General features: G+C 64.7%; 23 protein-coding genes. 11 read left to right on the top strand and 12 right to left on the bottom strand.

Annotated elements, in window-relative coordinates; translation table 11 throughout:
• Positions 1–33: 33 nt before the first annotated feature.
• Positions 34–522: an HTH domain-containing protein gene (locus ACY9XZ_RS02085; RefSeq protein ID WP_463455426.1), complete on the bottom strand. Its 489-nt coding sequence runs from the start codon at positions 520–522 to the stop codon at positions 34–36.
• A gap of 289 nt (positions 523–811) precedes the next feature.
• Between ACY9XZ_RS02085 and ACY9XZ_RS02090 the strand changes: the two genes are divergently transcribed.
• Entirely contained in the window at positions 812–3,286 is a 2,475-nt protein-coding gene (locus ACY9XZ_RS02090; protein WP_463455427.1) for a bacterio-opsin activator domain-containing protein, read from the top strand.
• A gap of 3 nt (positions 3,287–3,289) precedes the next feature.
• On the opposite strand, the gene ACY9XZ_RS02095 is transcribed toward ACY9XZ_RS02090, so the two are convergent.
• Together ACY9XZ_RS02095 and ACY9XZ_RS02100 are read right to left on the bottom strand one after the other, a co-directional pair.
• Positions 3,290–4,015 carry an RNA methyltransferase gene (locus tag ACY9XZ_RS02095; RefSeq protein WP_463455428.1) on the bottom strand — a complete coding sequence of 242 codons (726 nt, stop codon included), beginning with the start codon at positions 4,013–4,015 and terminating at the stop codon, positions 3,290–3,292.
• On the bottom strand, positions 4,012–4,536 hold the full coding sequence (locus ACY9XZ_RS02100) for a hypothetical protein (RefSeq protein WP_463455429.1): 525 nt from the start codon (positions 4,534–4,536) through the stop codon (positions 4,012–4,014). Before ACY9XZ_RS02100 ends, ACY9XZ_RS02095 begins: the two co-directional genes overlap by 4 nt.
• 265 nt (positions 4,537–4,801) lie before the next feature.
• Between ACY9XZ_RS02100 and ACY9XZ_RS02105 the strand changes: the two genes are divergently transcribed.
• Complete coding sequence (locus ACY9XZ_RS02105; protein ID WP_008310442.1) at positions 4,802–5,761, top strand: transcription initiation factor IIB; 960 nt, start codon at positions 4,802–4,804, stop codon at positions 5,759–5,761.
• Positions 5,762–5,899: 138 nt separating this feature from the next.
• A complete protein-coding gene (locus tag ACY9XZ_RS02110) occupies positions 5,900–6,232 on the top strand; it encodes a hypothetical protein (protein WP_463455430.1) in 333 nt (110 codons plus the stop codon).
• A gap of 231 nt (positions 6,233–6,463) precedes the next feature.
• Here ACY9XZ_RS02110 and sop2 read toward each other — a convergent pair whose 3' ends face one another.
• The gene (gene sop2, locus ACY9XZ_RS02115; RefSeq protein WP_463455431.1) at positions 6,464–7,174 is read right to left on the bottom strand and encodes a sensory rhodopsin II; all 711 of its coding nucleotides are present in this window, start codon (positions 7,172–7,174) and stop codon (positions 6,464–6,466) included.
• A 2-nt stretch (positions 7,175–7,176) separates the two neighbouring features.
• On the bottom strand, positions 7,177–9,432 hold the full coding sequence (locus ACY9XZ_RS02120; RefSeq protein ID WP_463455977.1) for a methyl-accepting chemotaxis protein: 2,256 nt from the start codon (positions 9,430–9,432) through the stop codon (positions 7,177–7,179).
• Between the two features lie 346 nt (positions 9,433–9,778).
• Here ACY9XZ_RS02120 and ACY9XZ_RS02125 point away from each other — a divergent pair, with 346 nt between their 5' ends.
• Both ACY9XZ_RS02125 and ACY9XZ_RS02130 read left to right on the top strand, forming a co-directional pair.
• Positions 9,779–10,735 (top strand): NADPH:quinone reductase, encoded by a 957-nt coding sequence (locus ACY9XZ_RS02125; protein WP_463455432.1) that lies wholly within the window; start codon positions 9,779–9,781, stop codon positions 10,733–10,735.
• Between the two features lie 79 nt (positions 10,736–10,814).
• On the top strand, positions 10,815–11,525 hold the full coding sequence (locus ACY9XZ_RS02130) for an SDR family oxidoreductase (protein WP_463455433.1): 711 nt from the start codon (positions 10,815–10,817) through the stop codon (positions 11,523–11,525).
• 19 nt (positions 11,526–11,544) lie between these two features.
• On the opposite strand, the gene ACY9XZ_RS02135 is transcribed toward ACY9XZ_RS02130, so the two are convergent.
• Positions 11,545–12,600: an ATP-binding protein gene (locus ACY9XZ_RS02135; RefSeq protein WP_463455434.1), complete on the bottom strand. Its 1,056-nt coding sequence runs from the start codon at positions 12,598–12,600 to the stop codon at positions 11,545–11,547.
• Positions 12,601–12,763: 163 nt separating this feature from the next.
• On the opposite strand from ACY9XZ_RS02135, the gene ACY9XZ_RS02140 reads away from it, so the two are divergent.
• Positions 12,764–14,101, top strand: a complete 1,338-nt coding sequence (locus tag ACY9XZ_RS02140) for a sodium-dependent transporter (protein WP_463455435.1) — start codon at positions 12,764–12,766, stop codon at positions 14,099–14,101.
• A gap of 703 nt (positions 14,102–14,804) precedes the next feature.
• On the opposite strand, the gene ACY9XZ_RS02145 is transcribed toward ACY9XZ_RS02140, so the two are convergent.
• Positions 14,805–15,785, bottom strand: coding sequence for a DMT family transporter (locus ACY9XZ_RS02145; protein WP_463455436.1), 981 nt, complete (start codon positions 15,783–15,785; stop codon positions 14,805–14,807).
• 224 nt (positions 15,786–16,009) lie between these two features.
• Here ACY9XZ_RS02145 and ACY9XZ_RS02150 point away from each other — a divergent pair, with 224 nt between their 5' ends.
• Complete coding sequence (locus tag ACY9XZ_RS02150) at positions 16,010–16,801, top strand: helix-turn-helix transcriptional regulator (protein WP_463455437.1); 792 nt, start codon at positions 16,010–16,012, stop codon at positions 16,799–16,801.
• 57 nt (positions 16,802–16,858) lie between these two features.
• On the opposite strand, the gene ACY9XZ_RS02155 is transcribed toward ACY9XZ_RS02150, so the two are convergent.
• A complete protein-coding gene (locus tag ACY9XZ_RS02155; RefSeq protein WP_463455438.1) occupies positions 16,859–17,482 on the bottom strand; it encodes a uracil-DNA glycosylase family protein in 624 nt (207 codons plus the stop codon).
• 141 nt (positions 17,483–17,623) lie between these two features.
• Here ACY9XZ_RS02155 and ACY9XZ_RS02160 point away from each other — a divergent pair, with 141 nt between their 5' ends.
• From ACY9XZ_RS02160 to ACY9XZ_RS02175, 4 genes are all read left to right on the top strand, one after another.
• Positions 17,624–19,174 (top strand): acyl-CoA carboxylase subunit beta, encoded by a 1,551-nt coding sequence (locus ACY9XZ_RS02160; RefSeq protein WP_463455439.1) that lies wholly within the window; start codon positions 17,624–17,626, stop codon positions 19,172–19,174.
• Between the two features lie 2 nt (positions 19,175–19,176).
• Positions 19,177–19,482 carry a hypothetical protein gene (locus ACY9XZ_RS02165; protein ID WP_064288302.1) on the top strand — a complete coding sequence of 102 codons (306 nt, stop codon included), beginning with the start codon at positions 19,177–19,179 and terminating at the stop codon, positions 19,480–19,482.
• 141 nt (positions 19,483–19,623) lie between these two features.
• Entirely contained in the window at positions 19,624–21,468 is a 1,845-nt protein-coding gene (locus ACY9XZ_RS02170; RefSeq protein ID WP_463455440.1) for an acetyl-CoA carboxylase biotin carboxylase subunit, read from the top strand.
• An 81-nt stretch (positions 21,469–21,549) separates the two neighbouring features.
• On the top strand, positions 21,550–22,497 hold the full coding sequence (locus ACY9XZ_RS02175) for a biotin--[acetyl-CoA-carboxylase] ligase (RefSeq protein ID WP_463455441.1): 948 nt from the start codon (positions 21,550–21,552) through the stop codon (positions 22,495–22,497).
• Positions 22,498–22,518: 21 nt separating this feature from the next.
• On the opposite strand, the gene ACY9XZ_RS02180 is transcribed toward ACY9XZ_RS02175, so the two are convergent.
• The 4 genes from ACY9XZ_RS02180 to ACY9XZ_RS02195 all read right to left on the bottom strand — a co-directional run bounded on the left by ACY9XZ_RS02180 (position 22,519) and on the right by ACY9XZ_RS02195 (position 25,840).
• The gene (locus ACY9XZ_RS02180) at positions 22,519–22,998 is read right to left on the bottom strand and encodes a universal stress protein (protein ID WP_463455442.1); all 480 of its coding nucleotides are present in this window, start codon (positions 22,996–22,998) and stop codon (positions 22,519–22,521) included.
• 73 nt (positions 22,999–23,071) lie between these two features.
• Positions 23,072–23,536 (bottom strand): SHOCT domain-containing protein, encoded by a 465-nt coding sequence (locus ACY9XZ_RS02185; RefSeq protein WP_463455443.1) that lies wholly within the window; start codon positions 23,534–23,536, stop codon positions 23,072–23,074.
• 33 nt (positions 23,537–23,569) lie between these two features.
• Positions 23,570–24,595, bottom strand: a complete 1,026-nt coding sequence (locus ACY9XZ_RS02190) for an amidohydrolase family protein (protein WP_463455444.1) — start codon at positions 24,593–24,595, stop codon at positions 23,570–23,572.
• 21 nt (positions 24,596–24,616) lie between these two features.
• Positions 24,617–25,840 (bottom strand): HD domain-containing protein, encoded by a 1,224-nt coding sequence (locus ACY9XZ_RS02195; RefSeq protein WP_463455445.1) that lies wholly within the window; start codon positions 25,838–25,840, stop codon positions 24,617–24,619.
• Between the last annotated feature and the right edge of the window lie 34 nt (positions 25,841–25,874).

Raw genomic sequence — 25,874 nt, forward strand, 5'->3', positions numbered from 1 at the left:
TTCGTGGCGGGAGTGTCTCGGTACCTTCCGCTGCTACTGGACCACAGTGTGCTCATGCTCTACTTCGTCTGTCAGGTGTGCGGTATCCGCAAGGTGGCTGATACGGTCAGTGACGCGACAGACTGTCCCGTCACGCCTACAAGGGGCGACATGCCGGAGGTCGCCGTCGACGTATTCGGCGAGGGCAATCGTCGGCAGCGTGATGACGTTGACCGACTCGTCGGAGATCATGTTCGTCACCGAGTGCTGCCAGTCGAACGCATCCAGTGAAGCATCGGACTCGCGCTCCCACTGCTCGAACATGGACAGTCGCTCCAGCAGGTGTCGACCCTCCGTAGTCCGCTGTGCGATCCGTGGTTCGATCCGGCGGCCCCAGATCAGTATCGACAGCTCCTCGATACGGCCCGCTTTCTCGAGCGCCTGTAACTGGTCGATCACGTAGTTCTGTTGCTGCGTTGCGTCTTCCGGACACAGGGACCGGACGAACAGTTCGACGCGAACCGGAGTGGCAGTAGAATCCATGGTGGAGTGTGAGTATCCTGTGCGTCGCTACAGTGGTAACCGTCCTAAGCACTCTCTCTAGGCCCCTAGAATAAATCGGGGCGAATCGGAGCCAAGGGTGATATATCCGGGCCAAGCAGTAATTGGTTAGTATTTGAATATCTGGTCGTTGGTTTGCCAAGCCGTAGCCCGAGTAAGGCCTTTGGAACCCGGTTTCATCGTTATATTCGTCTCCCCCGCGAGCTCTGACAATATATTACTATACTAACCAAACGCCGGGCGTTAAGTGGCTCGCCGCCACACTGCCCGTATGGTTCCAAGTGTCATGGATGGCCACGATGTCGCAGCCCTCTACGGACCGGCCATCGATACGCTGCCTCTCATGTTTGCTATCGTAGACGAGTCGGGGGTGATTCTCTCGACGAACGAGACGTGGGACGAGTTCGGCCGGGCAAACGGAATGGAACTGACACCGAATACGCTGGGGGTGAACTACCTCGACGTCGCTGACGTGGCAGACGACGCGACCGGTCACCAGGCGGCAGACGGAATCAGGGCCGTCCTCGCCGGCGAGCGAGCCACCTTCGAACTCGAATACCCGTGTCACTCCCCGTCGGCGGACCGATGGTTCCGCCTGTACGTCGCCCCGTTCACCATCGATGGAGCGACGTACGCGTCAATCGCACACATCGATATCACGGCCCGGAAGCAGCGAGAGTCGGCGCTCGAAGCGGCATACGACATCTGTACCGACACCGACCGGACGTTCACTGAGCAACTCGACGCACTGTTAGATCTCGGCCGTCAGACGCTCAGTACGTCGTTTGGGACGCTCTCCCGGGTCCACGGCGACGAGTACGTGTTCGAGGCGGTCGCTGCGCCGGCGACTGCCGATCTTGAAGCCGGCAGAACGGCCAGCATCGAGGAACTCCCGAACTGCGGACACGTCGTCGAACACCGCGAACCGCTCGCCCTCAGCGACGTTGCAGCGGAAGCGCCGGACCTCGCTGACCCGGAGTGGGGGATTGCGAGCTACATCGGCGCGCCCGTCGTCGTCGAGGAGGCCGTGTACGGGACGTTCTGTTTCTACGGGCTAGAGCCACGCGAGACGGCGTTCACGCAGTGGGACCTGACGTTCGTCCGGTTGCTGTCGGACTGGGTGGGGTACGAACTCGAACGACAACGTCGCACGGAACAGCGCAACGCACTGAGCACTGCCCTCCCGGACCCCAGTTTCATCATCGATGCGGAAGGGCGGTTTCTCGACTGTCTGACGGATCCCGAGACGATGGTGAAAGTAGACGAGACGGACACGCTTGTCGGCCAGACGCTACACGAGTTCCTTGCCGACGACACCGCCGATACACTGCTTTCGACCGTTCGTGCGGCCCTGCGGACCGGGTCGTTTCAATCCGTGGAGTACACACTGCAGGTTCCCGGTGGGGAGCGGTGGTTCGAGGCGCGGGTCGCGCCGCTCGAAAGCCGCGTGTACGATCACGACGCCGTCATCTTCGTCGCTCGGGACATCACCGCGCACAAGGACCGCCAGGCCGAACTCGAACGGCAACGCGACGAACTCGAACAGGCACAGCGGCTCAACGTGCTGGGTCGAGAGATCGCCAAGGCGCTCCAGGACACACAGACCCGGGAGGAAATCGAATCCGCGGTGTGTACACATCTCACCGAATCGGACCTGTACCGGGCCGTGTGGACCGGGACCCGCAGGAATACCACGACAGTAACACTGAGTGCAGCCGCCGGGATCCAGACGCCGACGCCGGAACGGGTTTCGCCCGCCGAGCACCGACTGGCAATAGACGCTATCGACACCGGCGAGGTACAGGTCGTGGAAGATATCGCCGTCGTGTCGACACAATCGGACACCGGAACGGACCGCCCACTGATCGCGGATCGCTCTGCCGTCGCGGCAGTTCCCCTGACAACCGGTGAGACTACGTACGGCGTGGTGATGGTGTACGCGCCGACCGAGGCCACGATTGGCTGTCGTGAGTCGAGTATCCTGGCCGATCTGGGGCGACTTATCGCGCTGTCTATTCAGCGCGTCCACAGTCAGCAGTCGCTGCTGGCGGCGACAACCGTCGAACTGGAGTTCCTGACACCGGCCGCCGGTGACATCTTTGCCAGGCTCTCCGCGACGCTCGGCTGTTCGTTCACGCTCGAACGTCGCGTCCCGACCAGTTCCGGGAACTGCCTCCACTACGTTCGCGTCAGCGATGCGGACACCGACCGGGTGTGTCGGGCCCTCACAGAGACGCCGTCGGTCGAGTCCTGTGCCGTCGTCGAGGCGGCGGCGGAGAATCGGTCACCCCTGCTCGAAGTCGCGCTCGACGAGATATCCGCCTCCCCGCTTGAGACAATTACAGACTACGGCGGGGCCGTGCGGCGGGCCGTCGCGGCGGACGGCGACCTCCGGTTCGCAGCGGAGATGGCACCGGATATTAACGTCCGCGCCGTCGTCGAGGCGATCCGGGAGACAGCGCCCGGGACGGAGCTGCGGAGCAAGCAGTACGTCGACCGGCCGGTTTCGACGGCCACGGACTTCCGGACGCGGATACGCGACCGGCTGACGCCGAAACAGGCCGCCGCGCTCAAGACCGCCTACGCACGCGGGTACTACGACTGGCCCCGAAAGAGCTCGGCCGAAGAACTGGCTGAGACGCTCGATATCTCCGCGCCGACGCTTCACTACCGGTTGCGGAAGGCCCACGACGCCGTCATCGGGGCGCTGTTCGACGCAGAAACCGGATTCGATGAGATCGGCTGACTGCTACTCGTCCTCGGCGCGCTCGATGCGCTGGCGGGCCTGCCGGAACAGGCCGCGAAGGGTCTTCGTCTCCCGGCCGGTCGGTCCCGCACGGCCGAGCACCCGGCGGAACAGCCGCCGAGCCTTGTGCTGTTTCTCCTCGGGATGCCCGATAGCCCGCAAGAACCGGTCGAACTCCCCGTGCAGTCCTTCCACTGCCGGTTTCGCGGCGAGCGTGTGCAGCTCCTCGGGGTGCTGGGTCTCCGAGACAGTCAGGTCACGGAGTTCGTAGAGGACGATGGTAGCTGCCTGGCCGAGGTTCAACACCGGGTAGGACGCGCTGGCCGGGATAGAGCAGATCACGTCCAGCCGGGCGAGCTCGTCGTTCGAGAGCCCGACCCGCTCGCGGCCGAAGACGACGCAGATGTCGCCGTCGACGTCCCGGAGCGAGTCGGCCAGGTCGGCCGGCGTCGTCGCCGGATACCGGACGTGGTTGGCCGGGTCCTCGTTCGTCGTCGCCGTACAGGCGACGGTGTGGTAGTTCTCGACGATCTCGTCGAACGTCACCGTCCGGGCGTTGGGCAGGATGTCGTCCCGGGCCTGTCCGGCGAAGCCGTACGCCTCGCCGTCGAGGTCCAGCTCCGGCGGATCGACGAGCAGCAGCTCGGACAAGCCGAAGTTCTTCATCGACCGGGCGATGGTGCCGACGTTGCCCGGCGTCTCCGCGTCGACGACGGCGACCGAGATCATACGTCCAGGTCGCTGAGGTCCATATCGATGGCGTCAAGGTCTTCCTCGTCCATCTGCTCGACTTCTTCCTCAAGTCCCGGAATCGCTTCGTCCCTGTCCGGGGCCTCCGGGAGCGCCGTCGGGTCCTCCTCGACGTGTTCGAGGCCGACATAGTCCTCGGGGGCCCGGTTCCCGTCGAGGAACCATTCGTGGAAGGCCGAAGCCAGCTCGGTATCGCCGGCGTAGGCGTCGCCGCCCGCCTCGCGGAACCAGTAGATGAAGTCCGTCTCGTGGTCCGAACAGAGAACCACTTCGCCCATCGGCTCCCCGTAGATGGCGTCGGCGACGTTGCACTGTTCGATGTCCTCGTCGCCGTGAATTAACCAACAGGCGTCACAGGGGTCGACGACCCGTTCTGCAAGCACCAGTAGCCGCTGGCGGGTCTCCGGCTCCATCGTCTTGAGCGGGCGGACCCGCCCGTCCGGCCCGAGCACGTCCTCGTCGAAGCGCCAGCCCCGTAGCCCGATATTGACCTTGCTCATACGCCAAGGTGGGGGAGTCCCGGACTAAAAGAGCGCGATATGCCGGTCGAGCGGTGCCGGGCCGTCCGCGCTCCGTCGCCGCCTCGGGATGTGAACCGGGGACGACAACCGGTTACACCCACCGGTCGTTCGAAACACAGGTGGTTCTAGCTAAATTTAACATGATTATTCCACCTAGCATTCGCGGCTGGCGTCCAAATCAGGCAAAACTGTCGATCCTGCCCAAACATTTATACGTGATTGGCTTTTCTCCGTAAAAGAACACATGGAACGGCCGACGCGCCAGCGGGATTCTGACCAGGAGGAACGCGAGGAGGAGTCCGAGAGCACGGGCCAGCAGACCTGCCCCGAGTGTGAGTCGGAGTCCATATCCAGCGACGGCGGCGGTGAACTCGTCTGCGAGGACTGTGGCCTCGTCATCGAGGACGAGAACATCGACCGCGGGCCGGAGTGGCGGGCGTTCAATCACTCCGAACGCCAGTCCAAGTCACGCGTCGGAGCCCCCACGACCCAGACGATGCACGACAAGGGGCTGACCACACAGATCGACTGGAAGGACAAGGACGCCTACGGTCGGTCGCTCTCCTCGGAGAAACGAAGCCAGATGCACCGCCTCCGGAAGTGGCAGGAACGCATCCGAACCAAGGACGCCGGCGAACGGAACCTGCAGTTCGCGCTGTCGGAGATCGACCGCATGGCCAGCGCACTGGGCGTGCCCCGCTCAGTTCGTGAGGTCGCCTCGGTCATCTACCGACGGGCGCTCAACGAGGACCTCATCCGCGGTCGCTCCATCGAGGGCGTCGCCACGGCCTGCCTGTACGCGGCCTGTCGACAGGAAGGCATCCCCCGAAGCCTGGAGGAAGTCTCAGACGTGTCACGCGTCGAGCAGAAGGAGATCGGGCGGACGTATCGCTACGTTGCCCAGGAACTCGAACTGAAGATGGAGCCGGTCGATCCCAAGCAGTACGTGCCGCGGTTCGCCTCCGAACTGGAACTCTCCGAGGAGGTCCAGTCCAAGGCCAACGAGATCATCGACACCACCGCCGAGCAGGGGCTGCTCTCGGGGAAATCACCGACCGGCTACGCCGCCGCGGCCATCTACGCCGCCTCGCTGCTGTGCAACGAGAAGAAGACCCAGCGTGAAGTCGCCGACGTGGCCCAGGTGACAGAGGTCACCATCCGGAACCGGTATCAAGAGCAGATCGAAGCGATGGGCATCCACTGACCGGTCGCGCTTCCCTTTTCGTGTGGTCGTGTAGCTGTCCGCCGTTCGTTGTGTGATACTGCCAGCGATAGCACAGGCCCCGGTGTCGTTGCGGGATCGGTGTGCAGAACTATCCGTCTGGACACCGATACTGTAGGTATGCCTGTTTCCCCGTCACAGAAACGGATCGTACTTCTCGTCATCGGACTCGTGATTCTCTTTGCCCCCGCGCTGTTCCTCGTCGCGACGCTCGAGTTTCTCATCCTGTCCGGCGACCTCGCGCTCAACGAGATCTCGCTCCTGGAGTTCGTCGAACTGTATCTCATCGACCTGCTGCTGTTCGTCGTACTCGGGTACGGCGTCTACCGGCTGACGTTCTGGCTGATCAAGAACCAGCTTCCAGACGCACTCGATACCGTCAACGAAACGGAGGTATCCGACGCGACTGACGAATCAGAGACCACCGGGACCCTCGGTGAGGACCGGTCCTGAAAGGCCGCCGCTGTTGTCGTATAAGCGGACAGTGAAACACTCATAAAATCGGCGGCGGCTCGAACTTCAGGGGTCGCTCCCTGCTTACGGGTCACTTCGTTCCCCGCTCGCTCTGCCGAGGGGCGCTCGCATCACCGAGGGCCGCTCACCACTCACGGGTCGTGCCTCCCCGTTCGCATCGCCGAGGGCCGCTCACTCCGTTCGCGCCCCTCGCTTCGTTCGCGCCCCTCGCTAGTCCCCTGCAACTGCCGTCGACTCCTCGGCAGTCTCGCCGACTGATCCGAGGTCCATCATCGCCAGCAATGCGATAACGCCGAAGCCGACCTTCGTGACCACGTCGAGATAGACGATCACGAGCGACGCGGTCTCCACGTCCATCAGTCCCAGCCCCGCCGCACCCAGCAGCCACACGACCGGGTACACCAGCCAGAGGACGACGACGAAGTTCCGGAGCGTGCGGTACAGGCTGATCTCGATGTCGGACAGGGTCGACTTCGCAGCCACCGCGATGTTCCGGTACAGGAGATAGATGACGCCGCCGAACAGCGTCGCGCCGACCGCGAACAGCGCGTAGCTGACTGGCGACGGAGTGATCGCACCAGCGAACCCGAAGACGATAGTCAACGCCTGCAGGACGACAAGTTTCACCGTATCCGACCGGCTCGCACCGGCGAGCAGCGCCAGGAACCAGACGTTGAGCGGCGTTGTCAGCAGCCAGTCGATGTAGCGAATCACGTACACCGCGTGGCCTTCGGTCTGTATCGACCCGAAGCCAAGCGCCATCAGGGCGTAGGCGACGATGGCGATACCGGGAATCGCTATCAACAGCAGGTAGCGCTTCCGCGTCGCTTCGGGGACGAGCGTGTAGCCATAGGCCAGCACGGCCGTCCCGAGCAGTTCGCCCAGTAGTCCCAGCGTGAACCAGGTCGTTATCGTTGCCATTGTTAGTCGTCCCCCACCGCGGCCGTGCTGTCGGCACCAGTGCCGGCCGAGCTTTCGACGGTAAAGCGGTCCAGTAGCGATTCGAGGTCGTCAGCACGCTGCCGGAGTTCCGTCGCCGACTCCGACACCTCGTCGATGGACGCGGACTGGTCCTGTGCCGCGCCGGCCACGGTATCGGCCTCCGTCGCCGTCTGCTGACTGATCGTCGTCAGGTCGTCGATGGTGCCCATCACGTCCTGTGCGGTCCGGGCCTGCTCCTCGGTCGCGCGGTCGATTTCCTGGATGCCGGTGTCGACCTCTTCGGTGTATTCGACGATGGTCTCCAGCGCGTCGACCGTCTCCTCGACCGTCGAGACGCCTTCGGTGATCCGGGTGCTGGTCGATTCCATCGTCTCGACGGTGTCGCCGGCCTGCTCCTGGATGCCTTCGATGCGCTGTTCGATGTCGGCGGCAGCCTCCTTGGTCTCCTCCGCGAGACCCTTGATCTCGTCCGCGACGACGGCGAACCCTTCGCCATCACCGTCGGCGTGTGCCGCTTCGATAGACGCGTTTAGCGCGAGCATGTTCGTCTGCTCGACGATGCTCGTGATGACGCCGACGATCTCGCCGATCTCGTCGAGTTCGTCGTCGAGCGCGTTGATCTCCTCGACGGTCTCGCCGGTCTCGTCCTCGATAGCGTTCATCTCCGCGATAGCCTCCTGGGCGGCCTCGCGGCCGTCCTCGCCGACTTCCGCGGCCGACTGGGAGGTGGTCGCGACCTGCTGGGCCGAGGAGGCGACCTGCTGGGCGGTCGCCGAGAGGTTCTGCATCTCGGCGGCCGCCGATTCGAGCCCCTCGTTTTGCTCGGTCGTCCCCTCGAAGATCTCGTTGATGGACTTCGACACCTGCTTGCTGGCCTGGTCGACCCGTTCCGCGTTGGAGTTGACGCGGTCGCTGGACTGGATGACGTTCGCCGCGAACGCCTTCATGTCGGCGATGGTGTCTTCGAGCGCGTCCAGCGTCGTGTTGATGTCCTCGCCGACCTCGGCCATCGCGTCGTTCATACTGTCCGTGTCCACCCGTGCAGTGAGGTCGCCGTTGGCGGCGGCATCGAGCGCGTCGCTGTACTGCTGGGCCTTGAGTTCGAGGTGGCCGGTCAGCGCCTCCATCTCGTTGCGTTCGGACTCGACTTCCTCGCGGGCGGTCTCAGCCTGTTCTTTCGCCTCCTCGGCTTCCTGCCGGGCGGTTTCGGCCTCGGATATCTGCGTGCGGAGGTTCGTCCGCATGTTGTCGAAAGCCGTGTACAGCGTGCCGAACTCGTCTTCGCGCGACGTATCGAGGTCGACGTCGAGATCGCCCGCTGCCATCGCCTCGGCCTTCACCGACAGCCGCCGGAGCGAGGCGATCGTGTTCCCGCCGATCGTGACCCCGATGAGCCCGAGGTTAACGACGGCCAGCAGGATGAGTCCAATGAGATCGGAGTTGATCTGATCGCTCAGGGCGTAGGCGACCTCCGGGTCGGAGTGGACCATAACGACCCATTCGTGGGATTCGAGGCGGCTCAGTCCCATCAACATACCGTCCGTTTCGTGGAACGCGCTCTGTCCGGGTTCGAGCGTGCCCAATGGGTTCGACTCCATCTGCGAGATCGGTGCGGTCGACCCGATCATCGAGGTGTTGGGGTGGGAAACGAACTCGCCGTCAGTGCTGACGACCGTCGTAAACGACCCCTCGCGCTGATCCGAGATCTGGTCGGCCTTCTCGCGGAGGTCGATCATGTACACGAGCGCTCTGTTCTCGTCACCGGGGACGGGCGAGACGACGGCGATTATCGGGTGATCGACGACCGATACGGAGAACGGGTCCGTCACGTGCGTGCTGTCGGGGCTGTCGAACTGTGGTGGGTTCGTGGCGAACGGTGCCCCCTGGTCGGCAGCGTTGACCCCGATGAAGTCCCGGTTGGAACTGGCCCGGATCTCGTTGGTCTCGGTGTCGAAGTAGTGAACGGCGACGACACCCGGCGGCAATTCCTCGTTTGTCTGTAACTGCTCTAGTCGTTGCTGTTTCTCCGTGGTCGTCCCGTCAGTGAACACGGGGAGTCGTGACGTTGACCGGACATCCCGCCGCGATGTCGTCAGCCAGTCGTCTAACTGTGCAGCATGTGTCTCCGACAGCGCCGTGATGTCGTCCGCGACGTCTTCCTCCAGAGTCGCGGACGCCTGTACGCTTGTCAGGACACCAGCGGCGATAATGACAATTATCGCGAACGAAAGCGCCACCCCGAGTCTGGCGGCGTAACTGCCGGCAATAAAGCTCGGGAGCGGCGAGTCCCTATCTGGTTCCATCATTTAACATTACGAAAACATACTAATAAAGGGTTGTTGCGCAATTTTCACGTATGATAAACGATATTGCCGATTGTGGAAATAGATAACCCAGCGCGGTTGTCGTTGCATATTCATATCAGGTCGAGTATCGTTCCCGCAATAACTGAGGAACACCGGCCACGCCTCGCTCGCTGTCGGTGATGTCGCTTCGCTCACTGCAGTGTCCCTGTCGGCGAATCCGGACCAGACTCGGTTCCGTGGGGAAAGGTTTTCCCGATACCACCTGACCCATACCCCAATGCGTGCTGTAAGATTCCACGAGTACGGCGGGACGGACGTGCTTCGCGTCGACGACATCGAACGGCCGACAGCAGGTCCGGAGGAGGTCCTGCTCGAAGTCGAGGCAGCGGCGGTCAACCCGGTCGATACGTACTTCCGGACCGGCGACTACGAGCCGGGCGAACTGCCCTGGATACCCGGCTCCGACTGTGCCGGGACTGTCGCCGCGACCGGCGAGAACGTCGCGACTGTCGCAGAGGGCGACCGGGTGTTCGCGACCGGCCTGGGCAACTGGCTCCAGGGGACCTGTGCGGAGTACGTCGCCGTTCCGGAATCCCATCTGGCACACCTCCCCGAAGGCGTGTCTGCCGAGGCGGGCGCGGCCGTCGCGCTCGTCGGCGTCACCGCCTGGCAGACGCTCGTCGACGCCGGCTCGCTGGAGCCGGCCGAGCGGGCGCTGATCCACGGCGGGAGCGGCGGTGTCGGCCACATCGCGGTCCAGCTGGCCGCGGCGAACGGGGCGCGGGTGACGACCACGGCATCACCGGCCTACCACACCCAGCTGGCCGACCTCGGCGCGGACGACGTGTTCGACTACAGCCGGGACGACCTCGCCGATGCGGTGATCGACGCCGGCGCGCCGGACGTGATTCTCGACCACCGGCTCGACGACTACCTCGCGTTCGACGCCGAGGTGGCCGCCCAGGGCGCTCGGATCGCCGCCATCGGCAATACCGACCTCGCGGCGACATTCGAGAACGTCCCGCGCTGTCGAGCGAAGGCCCTCAGCGTCCACCACGTCTCGATGTTCAACACGCCCGAGTTCGGCGCGGTGCTCTCCCGACTGGCGACGCTCATGGCCGACGACGACCTGACGCCGGTCGTCGCCCGCCGCTACGACCTCGACGAGGTCCCGTCCGCCCACGACGACGTCCTGAACGACAGCTTCCTCGGCAAACTCGTCGTCACGCCGTAGCCGGCCGGCGTCGGTTGACCGACCCGGCCCGCGCTAGCGGGGACCGGCCTTTATTTTCCTGCTATCCGTTGACACAGGCATGTCAGTCGAATTTAACTTCGACGGCGAGGTAGCACTGGTCACCGGCGTCGGCGGGGCGCTGGGCAGCGCGGTCGCAAACGCCTTCCTCGAAGCGGGGACGACCGTCTGTGGCAGTGACATCATCGAACCGAACACCGAGGACTTCCTGCTGTCCGATCCCGACCGCGTGGACTTCCACCAGGCTGACTTCAGCGACGAGGCCGACGTTGCCGAAACAATCGACGCAGTCGTCGACGAACACGGACGGTTAGACTATCTGCTGAACATCGCCGGGACCTGGCGCGGCGGCACACCGATCCACGAGACGGACGCGGACACGTTCGATTTCCTCTTCGACGTGAACCTGAAGACCATGTTTCTGGCGTCGAAGCACGCGGTTCCACATCTGCGGGAGGGCGAGGGCGCAATCGTCTCCGTCTCCGCACGGTCGTCGCTGGAGGGCGGCGAAGGCGACGGCATCTACCGGGCATCCAAGGCCGGCGTCCGGTTGCTGACCGAGACCATCGCGGCGGAAAACCTCGGGAGCGTGCGAGCCAACGCCGTCATGCCGAGCGTCATCGACACCCCGATGAACCGCGAGATGATGTCCGACTCCGACTTCGAGTCGTGGGTCGACCCGAAAGACATCGCGGACGTGATGCTGTTCCTCTGTTCGGACGCCGCCACCGTGACCAGCGGCGCGGCGGTGCCGGTGTACGGCGAGGCCTGAGACGGACTCCGCGGTCGAGTTAGTCTGCTCTGTCGAGTCGAAGCGTGACCGTCGCGCCGTCGCCGTCGTCCGCGCCGAACTCGAGTGTCCCGCCGTAGGCCTCGACGACCCACTTTGACAGCCACAGCCCGAGCCCGTTGCTGTGGGTCAGCTGGGTCACCGCCTGCTCGCCGCTGACCAGGTCCCGCTCGGTTTCCGGGATACCGGGGCCGTCGTCGCTGATAGACACCGTGACCGCCTGTCGTTCGGCCGCGACGCGGATGTCGACGGTAGCCGGATCGCCGCCGTGGACCAGGGCGTTCTCCAGTAGCTCGCTGACCGCGATTTCGAGCGGGTCGCCGGCCAGCGCGCGGGCGCTGTCGTCAGCGGTGACGCTGACTGTCGCGTCGGGGAACTGCGGGCGAAGCTGTGCAGCGCTCGCTTCGACGAGGGAGTCGACCGTCACCGGTTCGCGCTCGATCTCCTCGGCTTCGATGAGGTCGGTCACTGTCCCGACCTGGCTGTCGATCTCGGCGAGGTCGGACCCGACCGTTCGCACGCGGTCGCCGATGTCGTCCACGTCCGGGTCCGGAGTTCCGGTGAGTACGTCCCCGAGCCCGAGCAACACCTGCGCGCTGTGTTTCAGGTCGTGGCGGATGAGGCGGTTCATCACGGTCGTTTTCTCCCGCTGGCGCGCGAGGTTCCGCGCCCGTATCCGCCGGACGTCGTTCACACCGATGAGGACGTGTGCCGTGGCGCTGACGCCGACGACGATTGCCCCGCTGAAAAGCGGCGCGAGGAGCGTTCCCCCGCTCGACCGCTGGTAGAGCAGTATCAAGAACAGGACAGCCGACGTGGCGACGACCCCGAGAAGGTTCCAGCCGGCTACTCTGAGCACGTGTTTCGTCCGGAGGTCGCTGCGGAGGAGGACGCCGCTTCCGGCGAGAAAACCGAGACCGATGAGCAGGCCGAACACCGCGATAACCGTTTCGACGGCACCGCTCGTCCCGCCGAGCAACTGCCGCGCCGACACCACCGCCAGGCCCCCGCCGGTCAGCGTGAGCGTCCCGCATCCGAGAAGGCGTTTCGTAGTCACGTGTACGCTTCGTCGGAGAAGGGTCGACAAAAAGGTAACAGTGCAATTCTCCCGGTTGATACTGTTCGGCGTCCGAAGAGGGTGTCAGCGCTGGTACCACCGGATGGTACCACAGTCGGGAATCAGGGCAGTTTTATTCGGCAGAGGAATACGCGGCGTCACAATGAGTGACAGAGAAACGTGGGCCTCACGGCTTGGGTTCATTCTCGCAGCGATCGGTAGCGCAGTCGGTCTCGGAAACATCTGGCAGTTCCCCTTCAAGACCGCGACGAACGGCGGCGCAGTGTTCCTCGTGTTCTATCTCGCCGCCGTGTTGCTCATCGGTTTCCCGGCCATGCTGGCGGAGTTCATCATTGGACGGCGAACGAACCGGAACGCCGTCGACGCGTTCACAGACCTCGGACACAAGCAGTGGCGGGTGGTCGGTGCCCTCGGTGTCGTGACGGGCTTCTGGATCCTCTCCTACTACAACGTCGTCGGGGGCTGGGTCATGCGGTACATCCTCGGCAGCGCGACGGGCGCGTACTTCGGCAGCCCGGCGGAGTACTTCGGCGCGATCTCGACCGGTCCGGAAGCCGTCGCCGGGCAGGCGCTGTTCCTGCTCGTCTGTCTCGGCATCGTCGCGCTGGGTATCGAGGACGGTATCGAGAAGGCGACGAAGGTAATGGTCCCCAGTATCGTGATTCTCATGCTCGGGATGGCGGCCTGGGCTACCACACTCAGCGGGGCGGGAGCCGGCTACAGCTACTTCCTCTCGCCGGACTTCTCGACGCTTGCGGCCAACGCCGGCGACCTGATCCCGTTTGCAGTCGGGCAGGCGTTTTTCACCCTCTCGCTGGGGATGGCAGCCATGATCACCTACTCCTCGTACATCGCTGACGACGAGAGCCTCCCGACTGACGGCGGTATCATCGTCGTGACGAACACGCTCATCGGCGTGCTGGCGGGGCTCGTCGTCTTCCCGGTTCTCTTCGCCATCGGCGTCAGTCCCGACACCAGCGGTCCGTCGGCGATCTTCGTCGCCATGGCGTCGGCGTTCTCCCAGCTTCCGGCGGGGCAACTCCTCGGCGTGGTGTTCTTCGGCGTCGTCCTCATCGCCGCGGTGTCCTCCGCCATCAGCCTGCTCGAGGTCGTGGTCTCCTACGGCGTCGACAACACGCCATTCTCGCGAGTGTCGCTGTCGGCAGCGGTCGGGGTTGCCCTGTTCGTCCTCGGCCTCCCGTCGGCCTGGGACCTGGCGTGGTTCGGCTGGTTCGACACGCTCGCGTACAAACTGTTCCTGCCGCTGTCGGTGCTGCTGATCCTGGTATTCGTCGGCTGGGTCCTCTCCGCGGAGGCAGTCGACGAACTCCGGCAGGGGACAGGCGGGCTCCGTGCCTTCGGTCCGGCCTGGCTCTGGATGGTCCGGACAGTGGTGATCCTCGGTGTCATCCTGACGCTGGCTCTCGGGCTAGAGACGCTGTTCCTCGCTGAGGACCCCGCAATCGTCCCGCCGGTATAGACACCGTTCAGACTGTCTCTCCTGCATCTACGGACTGCTGTGCGTCTTTTTGTAGTGACCGCCCAGTGACGGCAGTCATCGCGAGAAACAGTTACAGCAGTCCGTTAGAGATTCATACAATTCTCCACAAGGTTTTGCATTCAGCCAGAGTCGTCTGAATGGACTGCACACTACGTCTGCTCACTCATTGTTTCCATCCGCTGATCTCACCCGAATACAGTAGGTGCATGAGAATATATAGAAAAATTGACGCCATGACTCCACCAACGGCGCTGGTTACAATGTCACTAGGTACGTTAATTTGTCCTCTTATGATCCAGACAACGACGCCAAAAGAAAGAATAGATATGGCCCTGCCGACACCTCCAATTTTCCGGAACCACGTTCCGACCTGTTCTCCAATTGGCGAATTTGCAAGGGGGCCTATCGAAACCAAACCGATAACGAATCCGAAAAGTAACCAGCCCCAATAGATCGTCTGTAGGTATCCTACGTTGAGTGGCACCCAAACCAGAACGAAAAGGCCAACGAGAATATCTGTCCATGTTGGAGGGCGCTCAGGGTACCATCTTCGGAGGACCATCATTTTTGAAATGTGGCAATAGGCTGATAGCATTTCCGGTCAGAGTGATATACAATTTTCCTGTACCGACCGTTCCAAATTCGGAGCGGCAACAGGTCTGTGACACCATAGCAGCCCGTCTCAGTCGGACTCGAACCCGCGCGCCTCGTCCCTGAGTGCGAATCCGTCGGTCGCGGCGTCGGCGTCCTCCGCCTTGTCCGAGAGCAGCGCGCGGATATCGACCGACTCGCTGCCAAGCACCGCGAACCCCGTGAAGATGGTCAGAAAGCCCACCACCGCGGTCGAGGTAATCGTCTCACCGAGCACGGCCCACCCGCCGAGCGTCGACACGACGGGGACCACGTAGAAGATGAGGTTGGCCTGGATCGCACCGGTGACATCGAGCAGGCCGAAGTAGGCGATGTAGGCGATTGCCCCGGCGAAGATACCGACGTACAGCAGGGCCGCTATCGCAGTCGGAGACCAGACTGCCGTGGCCGCCGACTCGCCCATGCCCACACTCAGCGCGTGAGAGAGCGCGGCGGCGACGGGGAGCGCCCACGCGGTCCGGACCGTACTCGACAGGCCGCCGCCGGACCACCGGATGAGGACGCTGCCCAGCGCGGCGCTGGTCGCACCGGCGAACAGAATAAGTTTGCCGATGCCCCCACTCAGGAGCATCGCCGGGTCGGGGCTGACGACGAGACCGACGCCGAGCAGACCGATAACCATGCCGAGGCCGCCGCGGGCCGAGAGTCGCTCGTCGGAGAGCAGGATCGCGGCGAACACCGGCGTTAGTATCGGGTTGAGGCTGAAGATGATGGCGGCGACCGCACTGGTAGCGGACTGCTGGCCCACGAATATCAGCGCGTTCGCGAGGCCGAGCGCGAACAGGCCCGTCGAGAGGATCGCCAGTACGTCCCCACGGGTCCGCGGGAGCAGTTCGTCCCGGGATCGGGTCACGACAACGTAGCCGAGGAGAACGACGGCAGCGATGTCGAACCGCAGAGCGACGAACAGGAGCGGCGGGAGATACGACAGTCCGGCCTTCGCGCCGACGAAGGTCCCGCCGAGCAGGACGCTGGCGACCGCAGCGAGGGCGAGGGTACGGCGCGAAATCACGCGACCACCTCGTATCTGGTATCTGAAATGACTGCACAGCCGACAGAGAGAGCACGTGAAGAGACCTGAGTCATCGTACTCTATGGTAGGGTATCGGGGTTTATAGGCCCGTTTAGAAAATCTTACATAACGCGAAACGGTCGAACACCCGTGGCGGATATTCACGGTGTGAAATTATTTCACGGTGCGAAAGCGCTTTAGGACGGACTCCCCAACGCAGCGGTATGGAATCGGCGCTCGAAGAGATCGAGTTCCTCGCGCTCTCCGCGAATCGGGTCGAGGTGTTACGGCTCCTGGCAGCGGAACCACACACGCGTGGGGAACTCGCGGCCGAAACCGGCGCGTCACAGGCGACGCTCGGGCGGATCATCGCCGACTTCGAAGAGCGATCGTGGATCCGCCGAGCGGGCGGCGGGTACGTCGCGACGGCAACGGGCCGCATCGTCGCTGACGGGTTCACCGACCTGCTCGACAGCCTCGAAACCGAGCGGCGGTTGCGGGACATCGTCCAGTATCTCCCGACCGACGAGATGGACTTCGATCTGCGACACCTGGCCGACGCGACGATCACCGTCCCGAGCCAGACGCGGCCGAACGCGCCCGTCCAGCGGCTGCTCGACCTGCTTCGGGACGCCGAGGAGGTCCGGACGTTCTCGCATGCGTTCAACGACCAGACGATCCGGGTCGTTCAAGAGCGGGTGGCTGCCGGGGAACAGCAGTTCTCGGGCGTGTTCTCGCCCGGCGCGATTGATGCGCTCACAGCGGACGATCGGCTCCGGAACCGGCTCGAATCGCTGCTTGCCGAACCAGACGCGTCGCTCCGGGTACGGAACGACGGTATCCCTCTCGCGGTGATGATCGCCGACGACGTGGTCCACCTGCTGTTGCGGGACGACAACGGCGTCCTGCAGGCCTCTCTCGATACGACCGCGCCGGCCGTCCGCGAGTGGGCCATCGAGACGTTCGACACGTACTGGGAGTCTGCAGAGCCACTTTCGGCTGATCGGTCGCCGTGACGGTCCGCTGTGTCGAGTCGTCGACGCCGCTCCCGCCGTAGAAACCAATCGGAGCGACTACCGAACCAGGTACGGGTCCTCGCCTGGCATGAACCGTCCGAGGTCCGCCTCGCGGCGATAGTCCGTTTCCAACAGTGCCCTCAGCGCGTCGACGAGGCGATCCTCGTCGTCGTCGGTCCACTCCGCAGGCTCTTTGATGGGGTAGACGAGCCAGCCGCTGCCGACGACTTCCGTTGCGTGGCGCGCGGCCATGTCTATCGAGTCGGTCGGCTCGGCCGTCGTGTTCTCGAACACGTGTCTGGTGGCGCGCTCGCCGACTGGCAGGAGCACGTGGGCGGTGATGGCCCGCAGCTCCGTGTCGAACAGCGGTTCCAGGTCGTCGTAATCGGCGTCCGTCGGCGGGTCGCCGCCGCACATGTACAGATACGACAGATACGTCTTCTCGACGGTCGGCGGCGTCCCGGCTTCGGCCAGCAGTCCGGCCGCGACGAGCGCCCGCTGGAGCCGCTCGCCCGCAGCGTTGTCAGTAAACGGGATGCCGGACGTCGCGCCACCGTGGACGCCGGGGTGGTCACCGATGACGTGGAAGTGGGCGTTGGCGTCGCCGTACCCGGGCACGAACGGCTCACACGGCGCGTCGAAGCCGAAGGGGTTGTGCTGGCGGGCCGTGACGTTCTTCACGCCCGGTAGCAACAGGCCGTCGCTCAAAACTCCGCCGGTTTCGGATATCGAATACGAGAAATAATGGTTAAGTTTGATAACGCTTTTCTCGGATGCCCGCAAGGAGTCGGATATGCTCCGGTCCGGGAGAAGTGATATCGCGTGAGCCACGATGACCGTGTCGAGGACCTTCGAGAACGAAAAGCCGAAGCCGAGCGGGGCGGTGGCGAGGAACGGATCCAGGCCCAGCACGACCGCGGGAAGCTCACCGCTCGTGAGCGCATCGACTACTTCCTCGACGACGGCACCTTCGTCGAGATCGACTCGCTCCGGGAACACCGCTCGACGAACTTCGACATGGCCGACAAGAAGGTACCCGGCGACGGCGTCGTCGTCGGCTACGGCAAGGTCGACGGCCGCCAGGTGTACGTCTTCGCCCACGACTTCACCGTCTTCGGCGGGTCGCTGGGCGAGGCCTTCGCACAGAAGGTCTGTAAGGTGATGGACAAGGCCATCGAGACGGGCGCGCCCATCATCGGCCTGAACGACTCCGCCGGCGCGCGAATCCAGGAGGGGATCGACTCGCTGGCGGGCTACGCCGACATCTTCCACCGCAATCAGCAGGCCAGCGGCGTCGTCCCGCAGATCTCGGCGATCATGGGGCCGTGTGCCGGCGGCGCGGTGTACTCCCCCTCGATCACGGACATCATCTACATGGTCGAGGAGACCAGCCACATGTTCATCACCGGCCCAGACGTCATCGAGACGGTGACCGGCGAGGAGGTCGGCTTCGACGAACTCGGCGGTGCGAAGACCCACGCCTCCGAGTCCGGCGTGGCCCACTTCACCGCCGCCGACGAGAAGGAGGCGATGGACGACATCCGCTACCTGCTGTCGTATCTCCCCCAGAACAACGTCGAGGACCCGCCGCGGGTCGAGCCCTGGGACGATCCCGAGCGCCGGGACGAAGCGCTGAAAACGGCGGTACCCGACGCGCCGCAGAAGCCCTACGACATGACGGACGTCGTCGGGCGCATCGTCGACGAGGACTCCTTCTTCGAGGTCGCCGAGGACTTCGCGCGCAACATCGTCATCGGGTTCGCCCGCATGGACGGCCACAGCGTCGGCGTCGTCGGCAACCAGCCGCGGGTCAACGCCGGGACACTGGACATCAACGCCTCGCGGAAGGGCGCGCGCTTCGTCCGCTTCTGTGACGCGTTCAACATCCCGATCCTCACGTTCGTCGACGTGCCCGGGTTCATGCCCGGCAAGGACCAGGAGCGCAACGCCATCATCAACCACGGCGCGAAGCTCCTGTACGCCTACTCAGAGGCCACCGTCCCGCTGGTGACCGTCATCACGCGGAAGGCCTACGGCGGGGCCTACGACGTGATGGCGTCGAAACACATCGGCGCGGACATGAACTACGCCTGGCCCACCGCCGAAATCGCCGTGATGGGGCCACAGGGCGCGGTCAACGTCCTCTACGACGACGAACTGGAAGACGCCGACGACGTGGAGGCCCGCCGCCAGCAGCTCATCGACGAGTACCGCGACGCCTTCGCCAACCCCTACACGGCGGCCGAGCGCGGCTTCGTCGACGACGTCATCGAACCCCAGGAGACCCGGCCGCGGCTCATCGACGACCTGGACCTCCTCCGGGGGAAACGCAAGGACCAGCCCGACCGCAAGCACGGCAACATCCCACTGTAACGATGGCTGCTGACACTGACTCGGCTGTCGACGCCGAACTGGTCGCGGAGATCGCCGCACAGCTAGACGACGCCTCGACGGACGAGGCGGCCGCCATCGCCGTCGCTGTCGGTGCGCACCTCACCGACCGCCAGCGCGCGGCGGCAGCGGCCGCGGCCGCTGCGGCGGCGGACGACGGGGACTCCTGGGACGGCAAACAGTGGTCCTTCTCCGGTCGCGTCGAAGCCACGCAGAAGCGGTCCGTTCGGGTCCGCTCGGACGCACCGACCGACCCCTGGAGCGCCGCCGGCCGAACAGAACGGTTCTAACCGCCGACAGGTTCTTCTGTCAGTTGAGCAGCGACGCCCTGTCTGGATTTGCGGGCATGCCCCATACTAACATGATTATATATGTAAGATTGGCCGCTATCTGCGCATAGTTTTATGGGCCGACTCTCAGTATGAGGGCACATGTTCGATAAGGTGCTCGTCGCTAATCGCGGGGAGATAGCGGTGCGCGTGATGCGCGCATGCGAGGAGTTGGGCATCGGCACAGTGGCCGTCTACTCTGACGCCGACAAGCACGCCGGCCACGTCCGGTACGCGGACGAGGCGTACAACGTCGGCCCGGCCCGTGCCGCCGACTCCTATCTCGATCAGGAAGCGATTATCGACGCGGCCAAGCAGGCTGACGCGGACGCCATCCACCCGGGGTACGGCTTCCTCGCGGAGAACGCCGACTTCGCGGAGCGCGTGCAGGAAGCGGAGGGCATCAAATGGGTCGGGCCCGAGAGCGAATCGATGGAGGCACTGGGCGAGAAGACGAAGGCCCGCAAGATCATGCAGTCGGCCGACGTACCCATCGTTCCGGGGACGACCGACCCGGTCGAGGACCCCGAGGAAGTCGTCGAGTTCGGCGAGGAGAACGGCTTCCCGATCGCCATCAAGGCCGAAGGTGGCGGCGGCGGCCGCGGGATGAAAATCGTCCACGACCCCGAGGAAGCCGAGGAGCAACTGGAAAGCGCAAAGCGGGAGGGTGAGGCGTACTTCTCGAACGATTCGGTGTATCTCGAACGCTACCTGGAGAACCCCCGCCACATCGAGGTCCAGATCATCGCCGACCACCATGGCAACGTCCGGCACCTGGGCGAGCGTGACTGCTCGCTCCAGCGCCGCCACCAGAAGGTCATCGAGGAAGGGCCGTCGCCGGCCCTGAACGACGACCTCCGCGAGAAGATCGGCGACGCCGCCCGACGTGGCGTCCGCGAATCGGGCTACTACAACGCCGGGACCGTCGAGTTCCTCGTCGAGGAGGACACCGACCGCGAACCGGGCGAACTGCTGGGCGAGGAGGCGAATTTCTACTTCCTCGAAGTGAACACCCGTATTCAGGTCGAGCACTGCGTCACCGAGGAGATCACCGACATCGACATCGTCAAGTGGCAACTGCGGGTGGCGATGGACGAGGAGATCACCTTCGCACAGGACGACGTGGAGATCGAGGGCCACGCGATGGAGTTCCGGATCAACGCCGAGAACGCCGCCAACGACTTCGCGCCCGCGACCGGCGGCAGCCTCGACACGTACGACCCGCCGGGCGGTATCGGCGTCCGACTCGACGACGCGCTCCGGCAGGGCGACGACCTCGTCACCGACTACGACTCGATGATCGCGAAACTCATCACCTACGGCGGGGACCGCGAGGAGTGTATCGAGCGCGGGAAGCGGGCGCTCAAGGACTTCGACATCGAGGGCATCCCGACGGTCATCCCGTTCCACCGCCTGATGCTCACCGACGAGAAGTTCGTCGGCGGCACGCACACCACGAAGTACCTCGACGAGCAACTCGACCGCACGCGCGTCGAGGAAGCTCAGGAGAAGTGGGGGACCGTCACCGAATCCGACGGCGACGATGACGAGGAAGTCGTCGAGCGCGAATTCACGGTGGAGGTCAACGGCAAGCGCTTCCAGGTCGACCTCGAAGAGCGCGGCGCACCGCCCATCAACGTCGGCGATGTGGACGCCGGTGGCGGGAACCAGCCACAGCGGCCACAGGGCGGTGGCGGCTCCGACGGCGGGGGCGGCAGTGCTACCGCCGCCGAGGGCCAGGAAGTCACCGCGGAGATGCAAGGGACGATTCTGGAGGTCAACGTCGGCGACGGCGACGAGGTGGAGGCCGGCGACGTCCTCTGCGTGCTCGAAGCCATGAAGATGGAGAACGACATCGTCGCCGAGCGCGGCGGAACGATCAACGAAGTGGCTATCAGTGAGGGCGAATCCGTCGACATGGGCGACTTGCTCTTCGTGATCGGGTGATCGCGGGAGCGACCCCCGCGTCGCCTCGTTTTGCACTGCTTCTACAGACGTCTTTTATCCCGGCCCGCCGAAGCCCCGTATATGAACGAGACGCGCCACCGGGTGCTCGACGCACTGGCGGACGGCCCCGTCTCCGGGCCGACGCTCGCTGACGAACTGGATATCTCTCGCTCCGCGGTCTGGAAGCACGTGGAAACCCTCCGGGACGAGGGGTTCGAGATCCGTAGCGACGACGCGGGCTACGTTCTCGATTCGGTGCCGGAGTTCGGGGCGAGCGCGGTCGAGTACGGCCTCGATGCGCCCTTCTCCGTCGAGTACCACGACAGCATCCCGAGTACGAACGCACGTGCCCGGGACCTGGCGGGGGAGGGCGCGTCGGACGTCGTGGTGCTGGCCGACGAACAGACCGGGGGCCGGGGACGGCTCGACCGCGAGTGGAACTCGCCGAGCGGCGGCGTCTGGCTCTCGGTGCTGTTCCGGCCCGACGTGCCGATGGCCCACGCGCCGGTGTTCACGCTCGCGGCGGCCGTCGCGGTGACGCGGGCGGCCCGCGAGGCCGGCGTCGACGCCAGCATCAAGTGGCCCAACGACGTGCTGGTCCGCCACGGCGACGCGGAGCGGAAACTGGTCGGCATCCTCACCGAGATGGAGGGCGAGGCCGACCGCGTCTCGTGGGTCGTCGTCGGCATCGGCGTCAACGCGAACGTCGACCCCGCGGATCTCCCCGAAGAGGCGAATCCGACGAGTCTCTCGGCCGAGCGGGGCGAACCGGTCGACCGACGGCTGTTCACCCAGCGACTGCTGGAGGAGTTCGACGCGCTGCGACAGGACACGGGTCACGTCGTCGAGGCGTGGCGGCAGTACGCGACGACGCTGGGACAGCGGGTCCGCGTCGAGACGCCGGGAGGGACTATCGAGGGCGAAGCCGTGGATATACAGTTCCCGGGCGCGCTCGTTATCGAAACAGAATCTGGGACAGAAGTCGTTTCAGTGGGGGACTGCGAGCATCTCCGGCCGCTACAGGAGTGAGCGCGCTCGAAGCGGGGTTGATCACTGCGGAACCCCGGCAGGCCGTTCGTCCTCCGAGACATCCTGCAGCGTCGTCTCTACCGGGACGGTAACGACCGGAACGTGGGCCGACCGGACGACCCGCTCGGCGACGCTCCCCAGCAACAGCCGGTCGATACCGCCGCGGCCGTGGGTGCCCATCACGATGAGGTCACAGCCGTGCTGGCTCGCGTAGTCGATGATTTCACGGCTCGGGCTCCCCTCGGCCGTGGCTCGCGTAACAGTCACGTCGTCGGTAACGAGGCGCTCCACCGTGTCCAGCGCCATCTCGCCCTCGCGGTGGAGCGAGTCGGTGACGCTCTCCCACGTCGGCTCGTTCGGGAGCGTCGAGAACCGACCGGTATCGACGACGTACAGTGCGTGTATCTCGCTGTCGTGGGTCGTCGCAAGTGTTTCAGCGTGTGTGAGTACAGCCTGCGAGCCCGGCGAGCCGTCCGTCGGCACCAGTATTCTGTCGTACATGCTGTACTATTGATTGGCTGAAGGGATATAGTTTGGTAGAAGGTATCATATGACAGTCGGCCAAGAGCCCGGCTCAGTTCAGCTCTCGGTCCCGTTCGAACTCTGTTACACCGGTCCCCTCCAGGGACGGTTCGTCGAGGGCCTGTTCGAGGCGTCGCTCCAGTTCGGCTTCGGTTAGCTCGCCGTTGGCATAGCGCTCAGAGAGTCGTTCGACAGGATCTGTCTCGTCGGCGCTGGTCACACCTGTCGTGTCGGTCGCCCGCGTCTGTGACACGCCAGTGGTCGACGCCGCCGTCTCCGCATCATCCCCGCCGACGAGTCTCGACACGAGCCAGTACACGGCGTAGCCAATAGCCGCCAGGACTCCGATGGTAGCGGCCAGGGAGACGATACCGAACAAGAGGCCGAGAAGGCCCCACAGCAGTTCGAACACGAAACTCACGACTGTGAGAACGACAAGTAGCGAGACGAGCCCTAACAGGCCGTACAACAGTACCTTCAGTGGCGTACTCAGAGCGCGGTCGGTCGTGGAGGGCATCGTCCGCGCATACTATTCCCGCAGTGATAAGAATTATTCCGCCCCTGGGTGGACGACCCGCCGAACGTCGGCCGTCCCCGCTCGGCGAACGACGGCCCGAACCGGGTTTCGCGCCCCTGAGAGGTTATCCGAGTCCCCGTCGAGGACCTGCAGGCGTGCCGGCTGGCCGGTCTTGATGAGCCCGCCGCCGAGCCCCGCGATTTCGGCCCCGTTGACGGTCGCCATCCGTAACACCTCGCGGGCGGAGATGTCGTACAGCTTCGCGGTGAACTCCATCTCGCGGAACATCGAGGGGCTGTTGAGCATGACGTTGTCCGTTCCGAGCGCGACCGTCGTTCGCTCGGCCAGTGCCTCGACCGGTGGGCGACCCACGTCGGTGACGATATTCGACCGGGGACAGACGACGACCGGAATTTCGCTGTCAGCGACCCGCTGGAGATGCAGCGACTCCGCGTGAACCATGTGAACGAGGAAATCAGGGTCCAGATCGAGCGCGGGGTTGATGTCGGAGCTGTCGACCTCGCCCGCGTGGATGCCGAACAGTTTCCCGGCGTCTCGGGTGGCGCGTCGCTCCGCCCCGAACTCGCTATCGTTGGCCCCGCTCGCGCCGAACCCGTCGGATAGCTCCATCGCGTCCGTCGTCTCGCGCCCGAGGATCACGCTTTCGAGGTCCGAACCCGCCAGCGCCTCCCGTATCGCGCGGACACCCTCGACACCGCCCTCCCGGAACTCGATGAACGCGCCGGTCCCGGACTGCTGCATGAACGACAGGGACCGTTCCATCGCGGCCACCAGGTCGTCCCGGCTGGCATCGCGGAGCAACCGGTGTTTCAGGCCGTCCGGCGGTGCGACCAGTTCTTCCAGCGAGAGCCCCTCACCGGCCTCCTTGGCGATCGAATCGCCGATGTGGGTGTGGGCGTTGACAAAGGACGGAGCCACGATGTCGTCGCTGTCGACCGCAGTCTCCTCGACGGCCGCTATCTGTCCGTTCTCGACGACGACGCGGCCCTCGATGGCCTCGAACGACCTCCCCGTCAGAATCGTCCCTTCGAGAATCATACTCCCTGTTCGCCCGTTCTCTCAGTTAAATTCATCGAGGGTCGCATGGAGGCCCGGCCGCACGTCCCGGACTCTGGCCCCGTCGAGGTCGAGTCCCAGTTCGCGGATCGCCGCCGCGCCGACCCGCTCGCTCTCGGCTTCCGGCGCGTAGACGCCGAGCCGCCACTGGTCGCGCTGGGCGGCACGGATGGCGTTGACCAGCGTCGACTGCTCGCCGAGCCGGCGGACCTCGCCGTTGACGAGGACGCGGCTGCTCGATTCAGTCATCGACGGTTCTGGCGGAATGTCGAGGACAACGGCGTCGCTGTCGACGTTCGCTTCGTCAGCGATGGCCCGCTCCATCGCGCCGACCGCTTCGTGGTCGGCCGCCAGCACCTCGTCGGGCACGGCCTGCCACTCCGCCCAGACAGCGCGCTTGTACAGGTCCCGCTGGCTCAGCCGCCGCGCGTACGCCGCCGTCGCATCGCACTGTCGGAGCGCCACGAGCAGGTCGCTGTCGTCCCACCGACGCAACGTCTCGGCCGTCGTGTCCGTCGCGGCGAGCAGTTCCTCCGTCCCGCGCCTGAGCATCGACTTGGCGATGCGGGCGACGTGGTGCTGGTAGACGGTGGGGTTCATCAGCGCCCGCGCCAGCAGGAGCGATTCGGCCGTCTGGACGTTCCCCTCGTCCAGGACGAGTTCACCGTCCACGAAGCACAGCTCCCGGACCAGCCGCTCGTGGTCGATAGTCCCGTATGGGACGCCCGTGTGGTGGGCGTCACGGACCAGGTAGTCCATCCGGTCGACGTCCAGTTCGCCGGAGACAAGCTGGCCGAGTTCCCCCTCGCCGGCGACGAGGCCCGCCACGCGGTCGGGATTGAGCCCGTGCTCCGAGAGAACACGCGCGACGGGGCCATTACCGAGCAGTTCGTCCACGTCGTCGTGGTACTTGCCCGTCCGGCGGTGGATGAGCGCCTCGACGTTGTGGCTGTACGGCGAGTGGCCCACGTCGTGGAGCAGCGCCGCAGCGCGGACCCGTTCGGCCTGCTGGCCCTCGATTCCGAGATGGGACAGCGCCCGGTCTGCGAGGTGGTAGACCCCAAGCGAGTGCTCGAATCTGGTGTGGTTCGCCGAGGGGTAGACGAGCGTGACCGTGCCGAGCTGTGAGATGTTCCGGAGCCGCTGGACCGGCGGCGTATCGAGCAACGCCGCCGCGACGCCCTGGACCTCGATGTGGTCGTGGACGCTATCCTTGATTGTGGTCATTGCCTGGGGCTACGACGGCGGCCGGCAAAATCGT

It is taken from the genome of Haloarcula sp. HT12 (assembly GCF_055271655.1).

Bases quoted from the DNA above. Each gene is read 5' to 3' on its own strand.
- ACY9XZ_RS02140 (WP_463455435.1), top strand. From the start codon at position 12,764: ATGAGTGACAGAGAAACGTGGGCCTCACGGCTTGGGTTCATTCTCGCA.
- ACY9XZ_RS02105 (WP_008310442.1), top strand. From the start codon at position 4,802: ATGGAACGGCCGACGCGCCAGCGGGATTCTGACCAGGAGGAACGCGAG.
- ACY9XZ_RS02110 (WP_463455430.1), top strand. From the start codon at position 5,900: ATGCCTGTTTCCCCGTCACAGAAACGGATCGTACTTCTCGTCATCGGA.
- ACY9XZ_RS02150 (WP_463455437.1), top strand. From the start codon at position 16,010: ATGGAATCGGCGCTCGAAGAGATCGAGTTCCTCGCGCTCTCCGCGAAT.
- ACY9XZ_RS02170 (WP_463455440.1), top strand. From the start codon at position 19,624: ATGTTCGATAAGGTGCTCGTCGCTAATCGCGGGGAGATAGCGGTGCGC.
- ACY9XZ_RS02125 (WP_463455432.1), top strand. From the start codon at position 9,779: ATGCGTGCTGTAAGATTCCACGAGTACGGCGGGACGGACGTGCTTCGC.
- ACY9XZ_RS02195 (WP_463455445.1), bottom strand. From the start codon at position 25,840: ATGACCACAATCAAGGATAGCGTCCACGACCACATCGAGGTCCAGGGC.
- ACY9XZ_RS02090 (WP_463455427.1), top strand. From the start codon at position 812: ATGGTTCCAAGTGTCATGGATGGCCACGATGTCGCAGCCCTCTACGGA.
- sop2 (WP_463455431.1), bottom strand. From the start codon at position 7,174: ATGGCAACGATAACGACCTGGTTCACGCTGGGACTACTGGGCGAACTG.
- ACY9XZ_RS02190 (WP_463455444.1), bottom strand. From the start codon at position 24,595: ATGATTCTCGAAGGGACGATTCTGACGGGGAGGTCGTTCGAGGCCATC.
- ACY9XZ_RS02085 (WP_463455426.1), bottom strand. From the start codon at position 522: ATGGATTCTACTGCCACTCCGGTTCGCGTCGAACTGTTCGTCCGGTCC.
- ACY9XZ_RS02185 (WP_463455443.1), bottom strand. From the start codon at position 23,536: ATGCCCTCCACGACCGACCGCGCTCTGAGTACGCCACTGAAGGTACTG.
- ACY9XZ_RS02100 (WP_463455429.1), bottom strand. From the start codon at position 4,536: ATGAGCAAGGTCAATATCGGGCTACGGGGCTGGCGCTTCGACGAGGAC.
- ACY9XZ_RS02165 (WP_064288302.1), top strand. From the start codon at position 19,177: ATGGCTGCTGACACTGACTCGGCTGTCGACGCCGAACTGGTCGCGGAG.
- ACY9XZ_RS02180 (WP_463455442.1), bottom strand. From the start codon at position 22,998: ATGTACGACAGAATACTGGTGCCGACGGACGGCTCGCCGGGCTCGCAG.
- ACY9XZ_RS02095 (WP_463455428.1), bottom strand. From the start codon at position 4,015: ATGATCTCGGTCGCCGTCGTCGACGCGGAGACGCCGGGCAACGTCGGC.
- ACY9XZ_RS02175 (WP_463455441.1), top strand. From the start codon at position 21,550: ATGAACGAGACGCGCCACCGGGTGCTCGACGCACTGGCGGACGGCCCC.
- ACY9XZ_RS02130 (WP_463455433.1), top strand. From the start codon at position 10,815: ATGTCAGTCGAATTTAACTTCGACGGCGAGGTAGCACTGGTCACCGGC.